Origin of the sequence: Rhodococcus sp. A14 (assembly GCF_011603105.1) — a bacterium.
In the GTDB taxonomy this organism is placed as follows: Bacteria; Actinomycetota; Actinomycetes; order Mycobacteriales; family Mycobacteriaceae; genus Rhodococcus_F; species Rhodococcus_F opacus.
The window spans coordinates 94317-112118 of the sequence record NZ_JAAOQS010000015.1; the positions used below are offsets into that span (position 1 = coordinate 94317).

Genomic DNA, 17802 nt, shown 5'->3' on the forward strand with positions numbered 1-17802 from the left:
CGGAAGATTGTGTGGTTCGTGAATCGAGGGCGGGGGCTACCGGGCCACCGGGCCGGTGATGCGGGAGAACGGATCCTGCACCGAGCGCACGATCTCCTCGTCACTCGGCACGGCGAGGAACTGGTCGACGTTGGTCGCGGTGATCAGCGACTGATCGACGAAGAACTCGCGGTTCTCCCGGGGCAGCGACTCGACGTCGAGTGCGCCGGTCATGGCCTGGTAGCAGATGGCGAGTCCCATCGCGCCGTTGAAGTAGGGGTCGGTCGTGTAGGTGGAGAGCAATTCCCCGTTCGCGATGGCGCCCAGGCCTTCCGGGGTGGCGTCCGCGGCGCTGGCGATCTTGATCTCCCCCGCGCGGCCCGCCTCACGCGCCGCCTGCAGAGCGCCCAGTGCCATGGAATCCGTTGCGGCCCAGATACCGTTCACCTGGTCGCCGTACTTGTTGAGCAGGGTCTGCGTGGTGGTGTAGGCCTTGTTGCGGTCGAAGTCGGCGGGCTGGTCGTCGAGCAGGGTGACGCCGGACTGTCCGTCCATCGCCTGCTGGAAGCCCTGGAACCGGGTCTGGCTGATCTCGTTGGCGAGCAAACCCTGCAGCGCGATCACGCCGCCGGTGCCGCCGAGCGAATCGACGAGGGCCTTCCCCGTGTCGGCTCCCTGCTGGACGCCGTCGTAGGCGACGTACGACGCCCATCCGTTCCCGACGTCCTGGGGATGCAGGTCGGCAGGCTTGCTCCACTGGGTGACCGCGCACCCGCCGCTGTTCTGCACGGCGCGCACGATCGCGGGGGTGTCGGCGCTCGTGTTCGGGTTGATGTTGAGCAGCACGGTCTTGCCTGCGGCGAGCACCGACTGCAACTGCGACAGCGCGTTCTGCGAGTCGCCGCCGTAGACGATCACCTTCAGTTCGATCCCCAGCGATTCGGCGTACGCGCGGCTGCCCTGCACCCATGCGGCTTCATACGGGTTGGTGAGCGACCGCACCTCGGAGACCATCACCATGTCGCCCCGGTCGACGGCTGCCCCGTCCCGCTCGATCTGTTCCGATCCCGTCGAGCAGGCGATGGCGGAGCTCGCCATGACGGAGACTGCCGCGGCAACGCCGACGGCCCGGGCTGCCGCCCTGATTGATCGTTGCGTCCGTGTCATCGTTCGTCCACTTCCTGAAAGAGAATGTAAACGCTTTCTTACCGTGATCGGCGTCACAAGTCAAGCGCTGCATGGTGTGGTCAAGTGCCATCCGGATCGACCGGACAGATCAGAAATCGATTACAAAGTGCTGGTGAGCCGGGCTGCGGCGACCGCTCCGGCCACCCGGCACCACATCGCGGGTGCGGCGAGTGCCGGTTCGGAGCTCCCCGCCAGGTCGGACAGTGAGATCCCGATGCCGGGTGGCGCCGCCGCGAGGCGGCCTGCGACGACGACCGATCGGGTCGCGGTCTCCGCGCACCGTTCCAGCACGGAACCGACGAGTTTGCCGGACAGCGACGTCGCGTCGAATTGGCCTTCACCGGTGACCACGACGTCGGCGCGGCCGAACTCGGCGCTCAGCCCGGTGAGCTCCGCGATGCGGGCGGCGCCCGGCACCAACCGGCCGCCCCAGGCCGACAGTCCGAATCCAGTGCCTCCCGCCGCTCCCGCGCCGGGTTCGTCGGGACTGCACGGCAGTCGTGCGCCGAGGCAGGCGGCGAACGTCGCGAGCGCACGATCGAGGCGGTCGCGCTCCGCGGGATCGGCGCCCTTCTGCGGCCCGAAGACGTGCGCTGCCCCGTTCGGGCCGCACAGAACGGCCGTCGTGTCCGTCAGCAGTTCGACGCCACCGGGTGGGGGCTCGGTCAGCGAGCCCACGTCGATCGAGGCGAGAGCGGCCAGGCCGGCGCCCCCGTCGGGGATCTCCCGGCCGTCGCGGTCCAGGAGCTTCGCGCCGAGCGCCCGCAGGACGCCCGCACCGCCGTCGGTGGAGGCGGAACCGCCGAGTCCGACCAGCAGTGCCTTCGCGCCGTCCGCCAGTGCGGCGGCGATCACCTGTCCCAGGCCGGTCGTCGACGCTCCCCCCGGATCCGGCGAGTCCATCAGCGGCAGCCCACTCATCTGGGCCAGCTCGATTACCGCCGTGCCGTCCCGGAGCAGCAGCCAGCGTCCGGTCGCCGGACGTCCATCGGGGCCTCGAACCCCCGGCACCTCACGACACACGCCGGTGTCGTGGCAGGACGCGACGGCGTCCACCGTGCCTTCGCCGCCGTCCGCCTGCGGGAGCAGGACCAGCTCGTCGTTCGGCCGGACCGTCGACCAGCCGGCTGCCAGAGCCGCCGCCACCTCCGTCGCGGTCAGTGAGCCCTTGAACGAATCCGGGGCCAGCACCACCCGCTTCGAGCCGGCGTCAGTCGACGTCATCGGGGTGGGGTCCCGTGCGCTGATCCCGATTCAGGGCCGAGATCGCGTCCATCTCCGCGGCGGACAGCCGGAAGTCGAACACATTCGCGTTCTGCCGCATCCTGTGCACCGCAGAAGATTTGGGCAGTGGAATCGTCCCGATCTGCAGATGCCAGCGAAGCACGATCTGCGCGACCGACACACGGTGCCGGGCGGCCAGCGCCGCCAGGAGTGCGCGGTCGTTCAGGTGCCCCCTCGCCAGCGGCGCCCACGCCTGGGTGCGGATGCCCATCGACCGGTGCAGATCCGTCAGCGCGGACTGCGTGAGCAGCGGGTGCAGTTCGATCTGATTGACCGCCGGGGTGATCGTCGCGATCTCCGCGAGCCGCTCGAGCTGTTCGGGCTGGAAGTTCGACACGCCGATCGCCCGCACCCGTCCGTCGTAGTACAGCTTTTCGAGTGCCCGCCACGTCTCCAGGTACTGTCCGCGGCTCGGTGCCGGCCAGTGGATCAGGCACAGGTCGATGCGGCCGAGTTTCGCCGCACTCGCCTCGAACGCGTCCAGTGTCTGCTGGTAGCCCTGGTCCTCGTTGGAGATCTTGGTGGTCACGAAGATCTCGTCCCGATCGACGTCCGCCCGGGCCAGCGCCGCGCCGAGAGAGGCCTCGTTGCCGTACATCGGGGCCGTGTCGAACGCGCGGTAGCCGGCGGACAGCGCGTGGGACACCGTGGAACCCATGTCCTCGTCGGGGATCGTGAAGAGGCCGAACCCGAGCGCGGGCATCGTGACGGTGTTGTTCAACGTGACCGAGGGAACGGTCGCCAGGCTCGTCATGTGATCGAGTACCCGCCGTCGACGGGCAGGACCACCCCGGTGACGTACCGCGCGGCGTCGGAGACCAGGAACAGCACGACGTCGGCGACGTCGTCGCCGTCGGCGAACCGTTGCAACGGGATACGGCTCAGCTTCTGGGCGCGGAAGTCTTCCTGCCCCAGCACGTCCGCCGTCATCGGCGTTTCGATGTAGCCCGGCGAGACGGTGTTGACGCGCACGCCGTGGGGGCCGAGTTCCACGGCCAGTCCCTTGCCTAGCTGAGTCAGTGCGGCCTTCGTCGCGCCGTAGGGAACGATCCCCGGGACAGCGCGATCCGCGGACAGCGACGCAATGTTCACGATGCTGCCGCGGGCGTCGACCAGGGACTTGGCCGCCTGCCGCGTCAACCGGTAGGCCGCCGACAGGTTGACGTCCAGGAGACGTTCCCACCCGTCCTCGTCCACGTCGATCGCGGTGGTCCGCAACTGGATCCCGGCCGCGTTGATCAGGATGTCGAGGCGCCCCGACAGCTGCTGGGCGAGGTCGACGGCGCGCGCACCGAACTCGGGGTCGGTGAGGTCGCCGCAGAGACCGTGTCCGCCGAACTCCGCGGCGACGTCGGTGACCTTCGGGTCGGCGTCGACCGCCACCACGAGTGCCCCGCTCCGGGCGAGGGCCCGGGCGATCGCCGAACCGATCCCACCGGCCGCACCGGTCACGATGGCGGTCTTCCCCGACAGATCGACCGAGTTGGTGGGTTGTGCAACGCCGCTCATGCCGCGGCTCCCTTCAGTACTGCCCGGCTGATGATGAGCCGCTGCATTTCGCTGGTTCCTTCGTAGATCTTCGTGATGCGGGCGTCGCGGTAGAGGCGCTCGACCTCGTATCCGCGGATGAAGCCGTTGCCGCCGAACACCTGCACGGCGGCGTCGGCGTGGCGCACGCATCCCTCGGACGCGTAGAGCTTGGCCATCGAGCACAGCGTCTCGGCGTCCGCTGCCCCCGTGTCGAGTGCCCGCGCCGCCTCGACCGACAGCGCGGTGCCGGCCCGCAGTTCGGTGGCGACGGTGGCGAGGGAGAAGGAGATGCCCTGGTTGGCGGAGATCGGCTTGCCGAACTGGCTGCGGTCGAGGGACTGCCGGGTGGCGGCGTCCAGTGCGGCGCGGCTGATGCCGAGGCTCAGGCCCGAGATGCCGAGACGGCCCTTGGCCAGCACCTTCATCATGTAACCGAAGGCCTTGCCTTCCTCGCCGAGGAGGGCGTCGGCCGGCAGTTGGACGGAGTCGAACACCAGCCCGCCGACCTGCGAGGCCCGCTGGCCCATCTTGTGTTCGTGGTACGCGCGGCTGACACCGGGCTGGTCGACGTCCACCAGGAAGACGGAGATGCCGCCGCGCTTCCCCAGTTCGGGGTCGGTGACGGCGAGGACGACCGCGAAGTCCGCGACGGGGGCGTTGTGGATGTAGATCTTCTCACCGGTGAGCACCCAACCGTCACCGTCCCGCACCGCCCTTGTCGTGATCGATCCGAGGTCGGATCCGGATCCCGGCTCGGTGAGCGCGTAGGCGCAGCGCTTCTCGGCGGTGAGCATCGGGCGCAGGTACTGCTCCCGCTGCTCGGGTGTGCCGTAGTTGCCGAGCAGGCTGCCGAGGATCTCGACGAGGCCGCACTGGTCGGCCACCGACGCGTACCCGTAGGACAGCGACTCCATGACGAACAGGTAGTCGAGGGCGGTGCCGCCGAAGCCGCCGAACTTCTCGGGCACCGTGATGCCGAAGAGCCCGATCTTGCCCATCTCCCGGTAGATCTCTTCGGGGAATCGTTCGGTCTCATCCAGCTCGGTGGCGACCGGACGGATCCGTTCGTCGACGAACTCGGCGACGAGCTTGCGTTCGTCGGCGCCGAGCACCGACGAGGGAATGACGCTGTTTCCGGTTGACATGTAGTTCTCCTCAGATGTGTACGGCGACGGGGGCGAACAACCCCGCGTCCATCACGCGTGGGTTCTTGATGATCGGACGGAATCCCATGTGCGGCACAATGTCCCGATCGATGTCGATGCCGGGTGCTATCTCGGCGAGTTCGAGGCCGTCCCGGGTGAGGACGAAGACGGCGCGTTCGGTGACGTACACCGCCTCACGTCCCTCACGGACGGCGAGAGCGCCGGAGTAGGTGACCTGATCGACGCGGTCGACGAACTTGGGCACCGAGCCTTCGCGCCGGATCACCAGTTCTCCCCCGACGATCGCGACGTCCAGGCCGCGGGCGGTGAACGTTCCGCAGAACACGGCGCGCGGCGAGTTCTGGGAGATATCGATGAACCCGCCCGGTCCGACGATTCCGCCGCCGATCTTGCTGACGTTGACGGCGCCGGTGGAGTCGACCTCGGCCATACCCAGGCAGCTGACATCGAGCATGCCGCCCGAGAACAGATCGAACTGGGTGGTCGACGAGTGCACGACCTTCGGTCCTCGCGCGGCCCCGAACAGGTCGCCGGAGACGGGGATGCCGTCGATCAGCCCCTGCTCGATGGCAAGTGTGATGTCGTCCAGGCGATCCTGTTCGGCGAGCGCGTCCACGACCAGCGCGGACACCCCGAAGCCGACGTTCAGGACGTCGCCGTCCCGGACCTCGGCGGCCGCCCGCCGGGCGATCAGCATGCGGATCGGGTCGTGGTTCGTGGCGCCGAAACCGGAGTTCGCCGCATCGCCGGAGAGTTCCGGATCGAATTCGCCCGCGTACGTCTGCCATTGGGCCGGCGCGTGCACGACGTCGTCCACGAGGACCGCCGGGATGTGCACGAGCCGCGGATCGATCGGCCGGTCCAGCAGGTTCTTCACCTGCACGATGACCCGGCCGCCGCTCGCCTTCGCCGCCTGAGCGACGGCCAGCGCGTCGAGTTGAGCCGCCTCGCCCGAGCACGTGACGTTCCCGGACGGGTCGATGGAATCGCCGCGGACGATGGCCACGTCGACGGGAAACGGCTTGTAGCGCAGGTACTCGCGGCCGTCGAGCGTCAGGAGTTCGACGAGGTCCTCGGTGGCGGACGGCGTGAACTTGCCCCCGCCGTGCCGCGGGTCGACGAACGTGTCGAGACCGGTCGCTGTGATGAGGCCCGGCCGGCGCGCGCCGATCTCCCGCAGCAGCTGACTGATCGCGCCGCCGGGCCACGCGTACGCCTCGATCTCGTCGTTGCGGACGAGGTCGATCATGGTCGGCGACCACGTCCAGTGCCCGCCGACGACCCGCTTGACCATGCCCTTGTGCGCGAGGTGGTTGGTTCCGCGGCTCACCCGGTCGCCGATGCCGAGGGCGTGCACGATCGTGAGGTCCCTCGGCGATCCGGTCGCGAGGAAGCACTCCTCCAGCGCCTTCAGGACGGTGTCCGGTTCGAGGATTCCGCCGCCCGAACCGGTGAGGGCGATCGTTGATCCTGGCGCGATGTCGCTCACGGCTCGGGTCGCGGTGGTCAGTGTCCAGCGCCTCGAGGCGGCACCCGTTCCGGGCTGTGTCATATCCGCTCCTGTAAATGCTTACATTCTGCCAATCGGCCCATGAACGCTATGGACCTCGGTGATTGACACAGTATATTGTGAGCTGCACAACATCAAGAAAACGATTACAGGAGATTTCATGGCCTCGATCCTGCTGCCCGATCGCCACGGTTCGCCCACGACTCTCGCGTGGAACGCACCGGCACGGCTGGACACCCGGTCCACCCCGCCGACCAGCAGGGCGGTGTACGCGGCCGCGCATGTGGTCGCCGATCCGCTGCGGGCGTCGGCGGAGAATGCCGCGGACCAGATCGACTGGGACGCGACCCTGCACCTGCGCCGCGACCTGTGGTCGCTGGGCCTCGGGGTGGCCGAGTCGATGGACACCGCCCAGCGCGGCATGGGGCTGGATTGGGCCGCGGCGAAGGAACTCGCCGTCCGCACGCTCACCGACGCGAAGTCGGTCGGCGGGAAGGTGGTAGTGGGTGTGGCCACCGATCAACTGAAGACCGACAACCCCTCGCTCGACGAGATCCGCGACGCCTACCTCGAACAGGTGGAGGCGATCGAATCCGCGGGCGGTGAGGTGGTGCTGATGGCGAGCAGGCACCTCGCCCGCGCCGCGACCGGTCCCGACGACTACCTCGCCGTGTACGACGCCGTGCTGTCGGCGGCCACCCGCCCGGTGGTCCTGCATTGGCTGGGTTCGGTGTTCGATCCCGCCCTGGACGGCTACTGGGGATTCGCGGATTCGGGCGCGGCCATGGACACCGTGCTGCAGATCATCGACGCGCACGGGGACACCGTGCGCGGCATCAAGGTGTCCCTGCTCGACCCGGCGCTCGAGATCGCCCTGCGTGAGCGGATGCCCGCCGGGGTGCGGGTGTTCACCGGCGACGACTACAACTACGTCGGCCTGATCGCCGGCGACGGCACCCACACCAGCGACGCCCTCCTCGGTGCGTTCGCCGCGCTCGGACCGTTCGCCTCCGCCGCGTTCGCGCGGTTGGACGACGGCGACGAGCAGGGCTTCCGGAACATCTTGGGCCCCACCGAAACCCTGAGCCGGTTGCTGTTCGCCGCCCCGACGCAGTTCTACAAGGTCGGCGTCGCCTGGTTGGCGTACCTGAACGGCAAGCAGGAGCACTTCCGGATGATCGGCGGCTTCGAGACCGGCCGCAGCCTCACCCACCTGGCCGAACTGGTCCGCGCCGCCGACGCGATCGGGCTGTTCACCGATCCCGACTTCACCGCCACCCGCGCCGCCGCCTACTTCGCCGTGCACGGAATCCACTGACATGGACCTCGCGCACTGCAGTCTCAACTCCGTCACCGTCAAGGGTGCCGGCCTCACCGAGGTCGCCGACCTCGCTGCGCAGTGGGGATTCGGCGGCGTCGGCCTGTGGCGGGACGTCCTCGACGGCGTGGATCTGGTGGACGCGTCGGCCCGGCTCCGGCAGTCGGGTCTGCGCGTCACCAGCGTCTGCCGGGGCGGAATGTTCCCGCAACCGACCGCCCGGCTGCGGCGAGAAGCCACGGCCGACAACCGAGTGGCGGTCGATCAGGCGCACGCCCTCGGCGCCGACTGCCTCGTGCTGGTCTGCGGCGCCGCTCACGGCGACCTCGCCGACGCGCGGCGGCAGGTCCGGGACGGCATCGCCGAACTCGAGCCGTACGCCCGCCAGTCGGGGGTGCGGCTCGCGGTCGAGCCGATGCACCCGATGATGGCGTCGAGTCGTTCGGTGATCACCTCACTGAGCGAGGCCAACGACCTGGTCGAGGCGATTGGATCCGACATCGTCGGGATCGCCCTCGATTCGTATCACGTGTGGTGGGACGCAGCGCTGCCGCAGCAGATCACAAGGGCAGGCGAACGCCTGTTCTCGGTGCAGTTGGCCGATTGGGTCACCCCGATCCACGGCGAACTCAGCAGCCGCGGCATGCCCGGCGAAGGGTGCATCGACCTGACCGGATTCGTCGCCGACTGCAGGAACACCGGCGGCTACGCGGGGCTCGTGGAGGTCGAGATCCTCAGCGACCGCTGGTGGGCCGCAGACCCGAAAGACGCGGTCCACGCCGCGGCGAACGGCCTTGCCGCCGTCTGAAAACCCGGCTCAACGCGAGGCGGGCCCCGTCGACTCGCGAATGACGACGTCGGCGGGGATCAGCGGCGGAGACGTGGTGGCCTCGTTGTTCAGGGCCGCGCGCATCAGCGACCACGCCTGGTCGCCCAGGTCGATCTTCGGGCTGACCACCGTGGTCAGGCGCGGCGCCAGGTGGCGCGCCATGTCGATGTCGTCGAAGCCGGTGACCGAAATGTCCTCGGGGACGCGGAGTCCGCGCTCACGCAGTTTCGAGATGACGCCCAGCGCGGTCAGGTCGTTGAAGCAGACGAGAGCGGTCGGCTCGTGCGTGAGTGCTTCTTCCACCACGTCGTAGCCACCCTCGATGGTGCCGTCCGACGGCACCGCCGTCGCCTCGATCCCGAGCACCTTCGCCATTTCGATGGCCCGCCACCGCTCGCGGTTCTGCCAGGCCAGATCCGAGCCCTTCACGTAGACGATCCGGCGATGGCCGAGCTTCGCGAGATGCCCGCACAGCTGCATCATGGGGGTGAAGTTGTCGACGGCCACCATGGGGAGATCGACTTCCAACTCGACCCGGTTGACGAGCAGGACGGGAGTCGACTGCTTCGCGAGTTCCTTCAGGCCACTCGTCGGAATCCTCGACGAGAGCAGCACGAGGCCGTCGACCTGGCCGAGCAGGTCGAGTGCGGTGGCGAGTTCGTCGGCCGCGTCACCGGAGTAGTCGGCGACGAGCATGCGGTACCCGTCGGCGGTGGCGCCGTGGTGCATCTGCTTGACGACGTCGAAGAAGTACGCGTTCGCCAGGTCCGGCAGGATCACGCCCATGTTCCTCAGCGACCCGAGGACGAGTCCGCGGGCGGCGGTGCTGGGCCGGTAGGACAGCTCATCGGCGACCTTGTGGACCCGGGCCGCGAGGTCCGGGGTCACCGACGAGCTGCCGCTCATGACACGGGAGACGGTGGCGATCGACACCCCGGCTGCCTTCGCTACGGTATTGATCGTGACGCGACGGCTCGCGGGCACTCGGGTCTGATCAGCCATAGCTGCCTCTACATCTCTCGTCGCCATTGCTACCGTCTACCACCTCGGTGGGTGGAAACGCTTACAGCGTATCGCGAAGACGGCCCCGGATCACGCGGACGCTCACTCCGTGCGCAACAAGGCGCGCGTTCCGAGCAGTTTCCGCGACGTCAGCAGCACCTTGACGTGCTTGCTGCCGTTCGATTCGAGTTCCTCGACCGCGCGGCCGAACTCGTCCAGCGGGAACGTCGCGGTGTGCAGCGGTGACGCGTCCACCTTCCCCGATTCGAGTAGTTCGGCCGCCTCGACGAAATCCTGACGGACGTAGTTCCGGCAGGCCACGACGGACAGTTCGCGGGCGTAGAGCGCGCTGTAGTCGAGGGTCAGTTCGTGCCCGGGTTTCGCGGACGCGATCGCGACGTACCGGCCGCCCGGAGCGAGGACCCGCAGCGCCAGCCGAGACGACTCGTCGGTGCACACCGTGTCGTAGACCAGGTCGACCGCGTCAGTCCGGTCCCGGAGCCAGCCCTCGAGCGCGGCCCCCGAGTCCGTCGTGAAGTCGCTCATCCCGCACGCCAGGGCGGGCTGCTCACGTTCGGAGTAGCGATCGACACCGAACACCCGGACGCCCCGACTCCTGGCCACCAGCGTGGTCGCGAGACCGATCGCACCGGTCCCGACGACCAGCGCGCTGTCCCCCTCCGACGCGCCGCCGCGCCGGACCACGTGAACTCCGACGGCGAGCGGTTCGACGAGCGCCCCGAAACGGTCCAGCACCGAGTCGCTCACGGGCACGCATTGCGTCTCGGGAACGACGAACTCCTCGCTGAAACACCCGCGTGGGTCGGACAGGCCGAACACGCGGATGCTCGGGCAGTTGTTGATCCGGCCGTCGCGGCACGCGCGGCATCGGCCGCAGCCCGTGGTCGGGTAGACCATCACCGGCTGACCGACCGTGAGACTCGTGCCCGGACCCACCCGCGACACACGTCCCGCGCATTCGTGGCCGAGCACCGTCGGATATGCGGCGACGGCGTTCCGGCCGCGCAGATGCGACAGGTCACCGCCGCAGATCCCGGCCGAGTCGAGTGCGACGAGCACCTCCCCCTCGCCGGGCGCCGCGACGTCACCGTGATCGAGGCGATACTCGTTCGGACCGTCGACCCGAATACTCAACACTGACATGCACTTTCCCTTTCCTCGGAGACAGTGACCGGCATCGTGCCGGCCGCGGCTGACCGGTAGGCGGCGTCGATCACCGCTTGCACGGGCAGCCCGGACCGGGCGTCGGACAGCGGTGCCGCACCTGCCGCCCAACTGGTGAAGACGTCGTCGTACAGCGACCGGAACCACGCCGTCATCGACAATGGGTCCGGGCCGGACGCGTCGACGGAACCGTCGACGACCCGGCGGACCCCGTCGCCGATCTGGACGAGCGAATCCCCCACCAGCCGCAGCTGTCCCGCGTCGCCGTAGAGGTGAATCGTCTCGGCACCGCCCGGCCACGCGGCCGTGCTCGCCGTCACCGACGCCGCATGCGTGCCGTGGTCGATCAGGAGGTGAATCGTGTCCTCGGCCTCGAGCCGGCCTCGGCTGGTGGAAGCCGCGGCCACGACACTGCGCGCCCGACCGGCCAGCGACAGGTACAGGTCGAGGGTGTGGATGGCCTGGGTGATCAGCACTCCGCCGCCGTCGCGGTCCCAGGTCCCGCGTCCGGCCTCGGCGTAGTAGGAGTCGGGGCGCCACAGCGGGACGGTGACGGTCGCCGAGCGGAGGGCGCCGATCGCTCCGTCCGACAGAAGCTGCCGGGCGCGACGCGCCGCCTCCTTGTAGCGGTGTTGCAGTGTGACCGCCGCCCGCACGCCGGACCGCTCGGCGACGTCGACGATCGCCTGCGCATCGTGCAACGACGCGGCCAGCGGTTTGTCGATCACCAGGTCCAGGCCGCGCTCGGCCAGTGCCGACGCGACGGCCAGGTGACTCGACGGCGGCGTGACCACCACCGCCGTGTCGGCGTCCAGGTCCGCTGCCGCGTCGACGTTCGGGAGTATCCGTGCCTCCGGTGCCAGCCGGCGTGCGGCCGCCGCCCTCGTCTCGTCGCGCGTCACCACACCGACCACGTCGGCGCCGACAGCCCGGAGCGCCGTGAGGTGTGCGGCGCTCGCGAGCCCGGCGCCGACCACCACGACGCGACGGGTCACGGTGCGACCTCGACGGACGTGCGCGAACCCACGCTCCGGCCGAGGGTCTCGGGAAGCAGGGCGATGCCGATCAGCCCGACCACGCTCAAGCCCATGAGGTAGCTCGCGACGAGCCAGGGCGTCCCGCCCGCGACGGCGACGAGGGCGGTGGCGACCAGCGGGATCGTGCCGCCGACCACGGCGGCCGGGATCTCCCTGGAGATCGCGATGCCGCTCCACCGGATCTTGGTGGGAAACAGTTCGGAGAGCAGTGCACCGCCCGGACCGGACGTCGTGCCCTGGACGAGGCAGATGCCGAGGATCAGTGCCAGTCCGACCATCCACGGCGACCGCGTGTCGAGCATCATGAACATCGGGAACGGGAAGATGATGCCGAAGATCGCGCCGGACAACAGGACCGGCTTGCGGCCGACTTTGTCGGCCAGTCGGCCGAATCCGATGATGACGGGGATGGCGCAGAACTCGGCGACGATCAATCCGATCAGGGCCTGGGTGGAATCGACGCCGAGGGTCTTGGTCACGAACGAGAGCGCGAAGACCTGCATGACGTAGGCCCACGGAATCACGAAGCTGAACAGGGCAAGTCCGCACAGGATCTGCCGCCAGTGGTTGCGGACCGCCTCGACCAGCGGCGCGCGGTCGACCTCGCCGTGCTGCGCGGCCTCCTCGAACACGGCGGTCTCGTTCACCTTCAACCGCAGATAGCCGGCGACGAGAACGATGACGGCGCTGGCCAGGAACGGAATACGCCAGCCCCAGGACAGGAACTGGTCGTCGGGCATCAGCGTGAGCAGTGCGAAGATCATGGTGGCGCCGCCGGTCCCGACGTAGATCGCGGCTCCCGGATAGGCGCTGGAGAGAGCGCGGCGGGCGCTGTCCGTGGATTCGGTGACCATCGTGATCGCCCCGGCGAACTCGGCGCCCGCGCCGGCGCCCTGGAACAGGCGAAGGACGATCAGGAGAATCGGCGCCCAGATTCCGATCGCGTCCGCGGTGGGCAGCGCCCCGATCAGCGTCGTCGAGGCGCCCATGACGAGCAGGGTCATGAGGAGCATCGGCTTGCGACCGAGCCGGTCGCCGAAGTGCGCGAACACCAGCCCACCGATCGGGCGGGCGCCGAGCCCGACGGCGAACGTCCCGAAGGCGGCCATCGTGCCGGCGAGGGATCCCGCACCGGGGAAGTAGAGCGGCCCGAAGACGAGGGCAGCGGCGAGGCCATAGAGCGTGAAGTCGTACCACTCGATCACGGTTCCCGCCGCGCTCGCCTTGATCACCCGGCGGCGCTGCTGCCCTGCCGACCCGTGTGGCACCGCGGTCGACCGCTCGGTGCCGAGTTCGGTCATGCCCATCGAGAACTCCTGACTGTGAAGGGAAACTGCCGGAACCCGACTACTATGACCCACGTCACCGAATTTGTAAACGCTTTCTCAGCTACGCGGACGGATTCCCGTTTCCACAGTTCACAGCAAAATACTCGACGTTTCCCGACTAGTACCGGTCAGATACCGCTTTCATGTTGGGCACCGGGCCGTGACCGGCCCCGCGGTCAGGCGGTACCCATGTCTGCCGATCGCCAGTGCTCGGGTCTGAGGTAGATCGCGACCTGCTCGCCGAGTTCGGCCCGGGCGAAATCGAGGTAGCCGTCGACCTTTTCCGGCGCGAGGTAGCGCTCGGTGATCTCCCGCAGCTGGGCGTCGGTTCCCGTGACGGTGCGCGTCACCGCACCCTCGACGGAGACGTATCGGACGGTGGGGGCGACGCGTTCGACCATCATCGTGAATCGCCCGGCCGCCTCGATGAGGCGCGCCTTCTCCGAACCGGCGCCGGTCAGCACCCACAGATCACCGCCCGGGGCGTACTGATACCAGATCGGGACCGTCAGAGGTCCGCGGCCCTCACCGGCGGAGACCGACAGCGCCGCGATGTGCGGCTCGGACAGGAACTGTTCGCGCTCGGACACAGACAATGGCATGACCTCGACGATAGGAGCCCCCACCGACAGATTCCGGAGCCCCGCGGCGGCGCGGCGGACCGATGGAATGGAACCTGGCGGTGCGAAACGGTTAGATGGACCTAGGTTCCGGACAGTGCAGCGTCGTACGTCGAAGTGAACGGAGACACAGATGCCAGGCCCAGTCGCGAGATTGGCACCCCAAGCAGTCCTCACTCCGCCCAGCCCTGCCTCGCTGTTCCTGGTGCTCGTCGCCGGGGACTCCGACGACGACCGCGCGACGGTGTGCGACGTGATCTCCGGGATCGACGGACCGCTCAAGGCGGTGGGATTCCGCGAACTCGCCGGCTCACTGTCGTGCGTGGTCGGTGTCGGTGCGCGGTTCTGGGACCGCGTGAGCCCGTCGTCGACACCGGCGCACCTGCATCCGTTCGTCCCGCTGTCCGGGCCGGTCCACAGCGCGCCCTCCACCCCGGGTGACGTCCTGTTCCACATCAAGGCCGCCCGCAAAGACCTGTGCTTCGAACTGGGCCGCCAGATCGTCTCCGCGCTGGGCTCCGCCGCCACCGTGGTCGACGAGGTGCACGGCTTCCGCTACTTCGACTCCCGCGACCTCCTCGGATTCGTCGACGGCACCGAGAATCCCACCGACGACGACGCCGCGGACGCCGCACTGATCGGCGACGAGGATCCCGACTTCCGCGGCGGCAGTTACGTGATCGTGCAGAAGTACCTGCACGACATGAGTGGGTGGAGCACGCTGAGCACCGAGGAACAGGAACGGATCATCGGGCGCACCAAGCTCGAGAACGTCGAACTCGACGACGACGTCCAGCCCGGCAATTCGCACGTCACACTCAACACCATCGTCGACGACGACGGCGTCGAACACGACATCCTGCGCGACAACATGGCATTCGGCAGCCTCGGCGAGGCCGAGTACGGCACCTACTTCATCGGGTACGCCAAGGATCCCGCCGTCACCGAGCTGATGTTGCGGCGCATGTTTCTCGGCGAGCCGCCCGGCAACTATGACCGCATCCTCGACTTCTCCACGGCGGCCACCGGCACGTTGTTCTTCGTGCCGAGCCGGGACGTGCTCGAATCGCTCGGCGACGAGCCGGCCGACGCGGAGTCGGCGCCCGACGACCCGGTCGAGCCCGCCGCGGCCGGCCCGTACGACCTGTCCCTGAAAATCGGTGGTCTCAAAGGAGTATCGCAATGAGTGATTCGAGCAATCTGCACCGCAACCTGGCGCCCGTCACCGAGGTTGCCTGGCAGCAGATCGGCGAAGAGGCCGCCCGCACGTTCAAGCGGCATGTCGCGGGGCGGCGTGTCGTCGACGTCGCGGGACCGTTCGGATACTCCTACTCGGCCCACAACCTCGGCCGCGTCACCCCGATCAAGACGTCGGACAGCAGGATCCGGGCGCAGCAGCGGCAGGTGGACCCGCTCGTCGAACTCCGGTTCCCGTTCACCCTCAGCCGCGCCGAGGTCGACGACGTCGCCCGGGGTTCCCTCGACTCCGACTGGCAGCCCGTCAAGGACGCCGCGAAGGCCGTCGCGTTCGCCGAAGACCAGTCGATCTTCCAGGGATTCGACGAGGCGGGGATCCGCGGACTCGGACCGTCCAGCGACAACCCGGTTCTCAGTCTGCCGGAGGATCCGCTGCTGATCCCCGACGCCGTCGCCTCCGCACTGTCGGCGCTGCGACTCGCCGGTGTCGAGGGACCGTATTCGGTGGTGCTCGACGCCGACGCGTACACCGCGGTCAGCGAGACCCGCGACGAGGGACATCCCGTGTTCCACCACCTGCGCGACCTGGTCACCGGCGACATCATCTGGGCACCCGCCATCAGCGGCGGGTACGTGCTGTCCACTCGCGGCGGCGACAACCAGCTGACCCTCGGCACGGACCTGTCGATCGGCTACGACAGCCACACCGCCACCGATGTGACGCTCTACCTCGAAGAGACGTTCACGTTCGCCTCGCTCACCGCGGAGGCGGCAGTCGTCCTCGCACGCTGACGCACGCCGGGGTCGTCAGCCGCCGAACAGCAGGTACAGCCCACCGAAGGTGTACGTGACCATCGTGAACAGCAGTGCCAGCTGCCCGGTCAGCTGATGACCCCGCGGCAGGACCCGCACGGATTTGTCGTGTGCCGCAATCACTCCGAGGACGTGTCCGGCGAGGACGCACAGCACCTTGATCGATGCCGTCGCGGCCGGATGCTCGGACAGCACGTACCAGACGTCGGCGTCGCCGAGCCCCAGCGGGTTCCATCCCCGCCCCATCGGGTCGGCCAGCAGGATCACCGTCGCCTGCCCCTTCTCCACCAGATACGTCAGATAGTGGGCGAAGACGTAGCCGATGATGATCGGGATCAGCGAATGCGACAGCAGCCCGGGGAGAGCGGAGCGCTGCTCCGGCCGTAGTCCGCCCGCGGCCCGCGAGGCCACCCAGAACGACACCCCGACGAAGCCGATGAACACCAGCAGCCCCGCCGTGCGCACGAGAGTGGCGCCGATCGGCGAACCGATTCCGTCCACCAGCCGTGACCACCACGGGAACGCCGAGAAACTGTCGAAGGCCGTGGATCCCAGCAGCGTTGCCATCAGCGCGACCGAGCCGGCACGGACGGGCATCGATCCCAGGTGGTCCAGCGGATTGCGCAGCACGATCCGGCCGTCGTGCCGATCCCGGCTCAGCGGAGACAACCGCGACGCCAGCGTGCTGTACACCTCGAACGGATCGCCCCGCTCACACCAGCGTTCGCCGCACGCGAAGGCCCCGGCCGTCGTGACCACGACGTAGACCAGCAGCCAGGTGCGCACGGCGGCAACGGAACCCGGGTCGCCAGAGGCGAGCTCGAGCCAGACGAAGGCGAACAGTCCCGCGACCGCGGGCCAGTAGCCCCACGAGTTGCGGTACCGCGCATTGCCTTCTGCCGGCGAGCGCCCGATCGCCGCGCACACCGATCGGTGTACCGTGCGGACCGGGGAGAGCACCCGCCACACCGGGCCGAACGCCAGCGACGCCGCGACCAGTCCCACCCAGAGCAGCACGTAGAACACGCCCGGCAGTGCATTCTCCGACGATGCCGCGGGTCCGAAGAACGCCGCGAGGGCCACCCACACCGCGAGCACCACACCGAACGCCGCCAGCACGTTCCGCGTGATCGGCGCGTCGGCGAACCGCGTCACCCAGCCCGGCAACCTCCGCCCGGGACTGTCCGGATCCAGTTTCGGGGTGCGCCACGCGAACGCCAGGACCACGAAAGACACGGTGAGCGCCCAACTCGCCCCGATCAGCGCATACGTGAACGGAATCGGAAGGTCGGTGGATCCACCGAGGCCGTGCGCGAGAACAACGGTCATGGACGCACGAGCAGGGTGGCCACCGTCTTACCCGTGTCGTGCAACTCCACCGCCACCTGGCCCGGAACGTCCACGGAGAACTGGGTTTCCTGCGTTCCGGGGTGAATCTCGAACGAATGTTCCGGCACGGCGTGCACGTGCAGTTCGTCGGCGGCGTCGCTCTCGATCCGCACGGTGACGGTCTCCCCCACCGTGGCCTCGATGCGCTCGTTGCTCGGTGTGACCGAGCCGCTGTCGATCACGACGTCGATCACGACACCGTCCTCCGTTGCCGGAGTGTCGTTGTCGCCTCCACAGCCCGACACCAGGGTGACGACGACAGCAGGTACCACGACAACTCCGGCCAACCGCCTGATCACCTAAAGATGTTTCGGTAATAGGGTGTGTCGTTGCGCGTGATTCGCACCGTGCTGCTTGATCATTGATGAATGGCAGGGAAGGAAACCGGGTCGGGCGAGAGCGCGGATGCCCGGAAAGTCAAGCAGCG

General features: G+C 68.6%; 17 protein-coding genes. 4 read left to right on the forward strand and 13 right to left on the reverse strand.

Features of this window, described 5'->3' with window-relative positions; all coding sequences use genetic code 11:
- Positions 1-36 precede the first annotated feature (36 nt).
- The 6 genes from G9373_RS11360 to G9373_RS11385 form a co-directional block, all read right to left on the reverse strand.
- Positions 37-1146, reverse strand: a complete 1110-nt coding sequence (locus G9373_RS11360) for a sugar ABC transporter substrate-binding protein (protein WP_240960458.1) — start codon at positions 1144-1146, stop codon at positions 37-39.
- Between the two features lie 120 nt (positions 1147-1266).
- Entirely contained in the window at positions 1267-2391 is a 1125-nt protein-coding gene (locus tag G9373_RS11365; protein ID WP_167115170.1) for a glycerate kinase, read from the reverse strand.
- Positions 2378-3205: an aldo/keto reductase gene (locus G9373_RS11370; RefSeq protein ID WP_054246689.1), complete on the reverse strand. Its 828-nt coding sequence runs from the start codon at positions 3203-3205 to the stop codon at positions 2378-2380. Before G9373_RS11370 ends, G9373_RS11365 begins: the two co-directional genes overlap by 14 nt.
- A complete protein-coding gene (locus G9373_RS11375) occupies positions 3202-3960 on the reverse strand; it encodes an SDR family oxidoreductase (RefSeq protein ID WP_054246688.1) in 759 nt (252 codons plus the stop codon). Before G9373_RS11375 ends, G9373_RS11370 begins: the two co-directional genes overlap by 4 nt.
- Positions 3957-5126 carry an acyl-CoA dehydrogenase family protein gene (locus tag G9373_RS11380; RefSeq protein ID WP_054246687.1) on the reverse strand — a complete coding sequence of 390 codons (1170 nt, stop codon included), beginning with the start codon at positions 5124-5126 and terminating at the stop codon, positions 3957-3959. Before G9373_RS11380 ends, G9373_RS11375 begins: the two co-directional genes overlap by 4 nt.
- 10 nt (positions 5127-5136) lie before the next feature.
- Positions 5137-6699: a CoA-transferase gene (locus G9373_RS11385; protein WP_167115173.1), complete on the reverse strand. Its 1563-nt coding sequence runs from the start codon at positions 6697-6699 to the stop codon at positions 5137-5139.
- 118 nt (positions 6700-6817) lie between these two features.
- On the opposite strand from G9373_RS11385, the gene G9373_RS11390 reads away from it, so the two are divergent.
- Positions 6818-7975: a DUF993 family protein gene (locus tag G9373_RS11390; protein WP_005569692.1), complete on the forward strand. Its 1158-nt coding sequence runs from the start codon at positions 6818-6820 to the stop codon at positions 7973-7975.
- A 1-nt stretch (position 7976) separates the two neighbouring features.
- Positions 7977-8783: a sugar phosphate isomerase/epimerase family protein gene (locus G9373_RS11395; protein ID WP_005569693.1), complete on the forward strand. Its 807-nt coding sequence runs from the start codon at positions 7977-7979 to the stop codon at positions 8781-8783.
- 9 nt (positions 8784-8792) lie between these two features.
- Here the strand turns inward: G9373_RS11395 and G9373_RS11400 are convergent, their stop codons facing one another.
- From G9373_RS11400 to G9373_RS11420, 5 genes are all read right to left on the reverse strand, one after another.
- Positions 8793-9806 (reverse strand): LacI family DNA-binding transcriptional regulator, encoded by a 1014-nt coding sequence (locus G9373_RS11400; protein ID WP_005569694.1) that lies wholly within the window; start codon positions 9804-9806, stop codon positions 8793-8795.
- A gap of 102 nt (positions 9807-9908) precedes the next feature.
- Positions 9909-10961, reverse strand: coding sequence for an alcohol dehydrogenase catalytic domain-containing protein (locus G9373_RS11405; protein ID WP_167115188.1), 1053 nt, complete (start codon positions 10959-10961; stop codon positions 9909-9911).
- Positions 10958-11986 carry a Gfo/Idh/MocA family oxidoreductase gene (locus G9373_RS11410; RefSeq protein WP_167115176.1) on the reverse strand — a complete coding sequence of 343 codons (1029 nt, stop codon included), beginning with the start codon at positions 11984-11986 and terminating at the stop codon, positions 10958-10960. The genes G9373_RS11405 and G9373_RS11410 overlap by 4 nt, the downstream gene beginning before the upstream one ends.
- Complete coding sequence (locus tag G9373_RS11415) at positions 11983-13335, reverse strand: MFS transporter (protein WP_167115179.1); 1353 nt, start codon at positions 13333-13335, stop codon at positions 11983-11985. Before G9373_RS11415 ends, G9373_RS11410 begins: the two co-directional genes overlap by 4 nt.
- A 197-nt stretch (positions 13336-13532) precedes the next feature.
- Positions 13533-13958 (reverse strand): pyridoxamine 5'-phosphate oxidase family protein, encoded by a 426-nt coding sequence (locus G9373_RS11420; RefSeq protein ID WP_043791335.1) that lies wholly within the window; start codon positions 13956-13958, stop codon positions 13533-13535.
- Positions 13959-14109: 151 nt separating this feature from the next.
- Here G9373_RS11420 and G9373_RS11425 point away from each other — a divergent pair, with 151 nt between their 5' ends.
- Entirely contained in the window at positions 14110-15162 is a 1053-nt protein-coding gene (locus G9373_RS11425) for a Dyp-type peroxidase (protein ID WP_167115182.1), read from the forward strand.
- Entirely contained in the window at positions 15159-15965 is an 807-nt protein-coding gene (locus G9373_RS11430; RefSeq protein ID WP_005251300.1) for a family 1 encapsulin nanocompartment shell protein, read from the forward strand. Before G9373_RS11425 ends, G9373_RS11430 begins: the two co-directional genes overlap by 4 nt.
- 15 nt (positions 15966-15980) lie before the next feature.
- Here G9373_RS11430 and G9373_RS11435 read toward each other — a convergent pair whose 3' ends face one another.
- On the reverse strand, positions 15981-17315 hold the full coding sequence (locus G9373_RS11435) for a hypothetical protein (RefSeq protein WP_005569958.1): 1335 nt from the start codon (positions 17313-17315) through the stop codon (positions 15981-15983).
- A complete protein-coding gene (locus tag G9373_RS11440; protein ID WP_005258829.1) occupies positions 17312-17674 on the reverse strand; it encodes a hypothetical protein in 363 nt (120 codons plus the stop codon). Before G9373_RS11440 ends, G9373_RS11435 begins: the two co-directional genes overlap by 4 nt.
- Positions 17675-17802 lie beyond the last annotated feature (128 nt).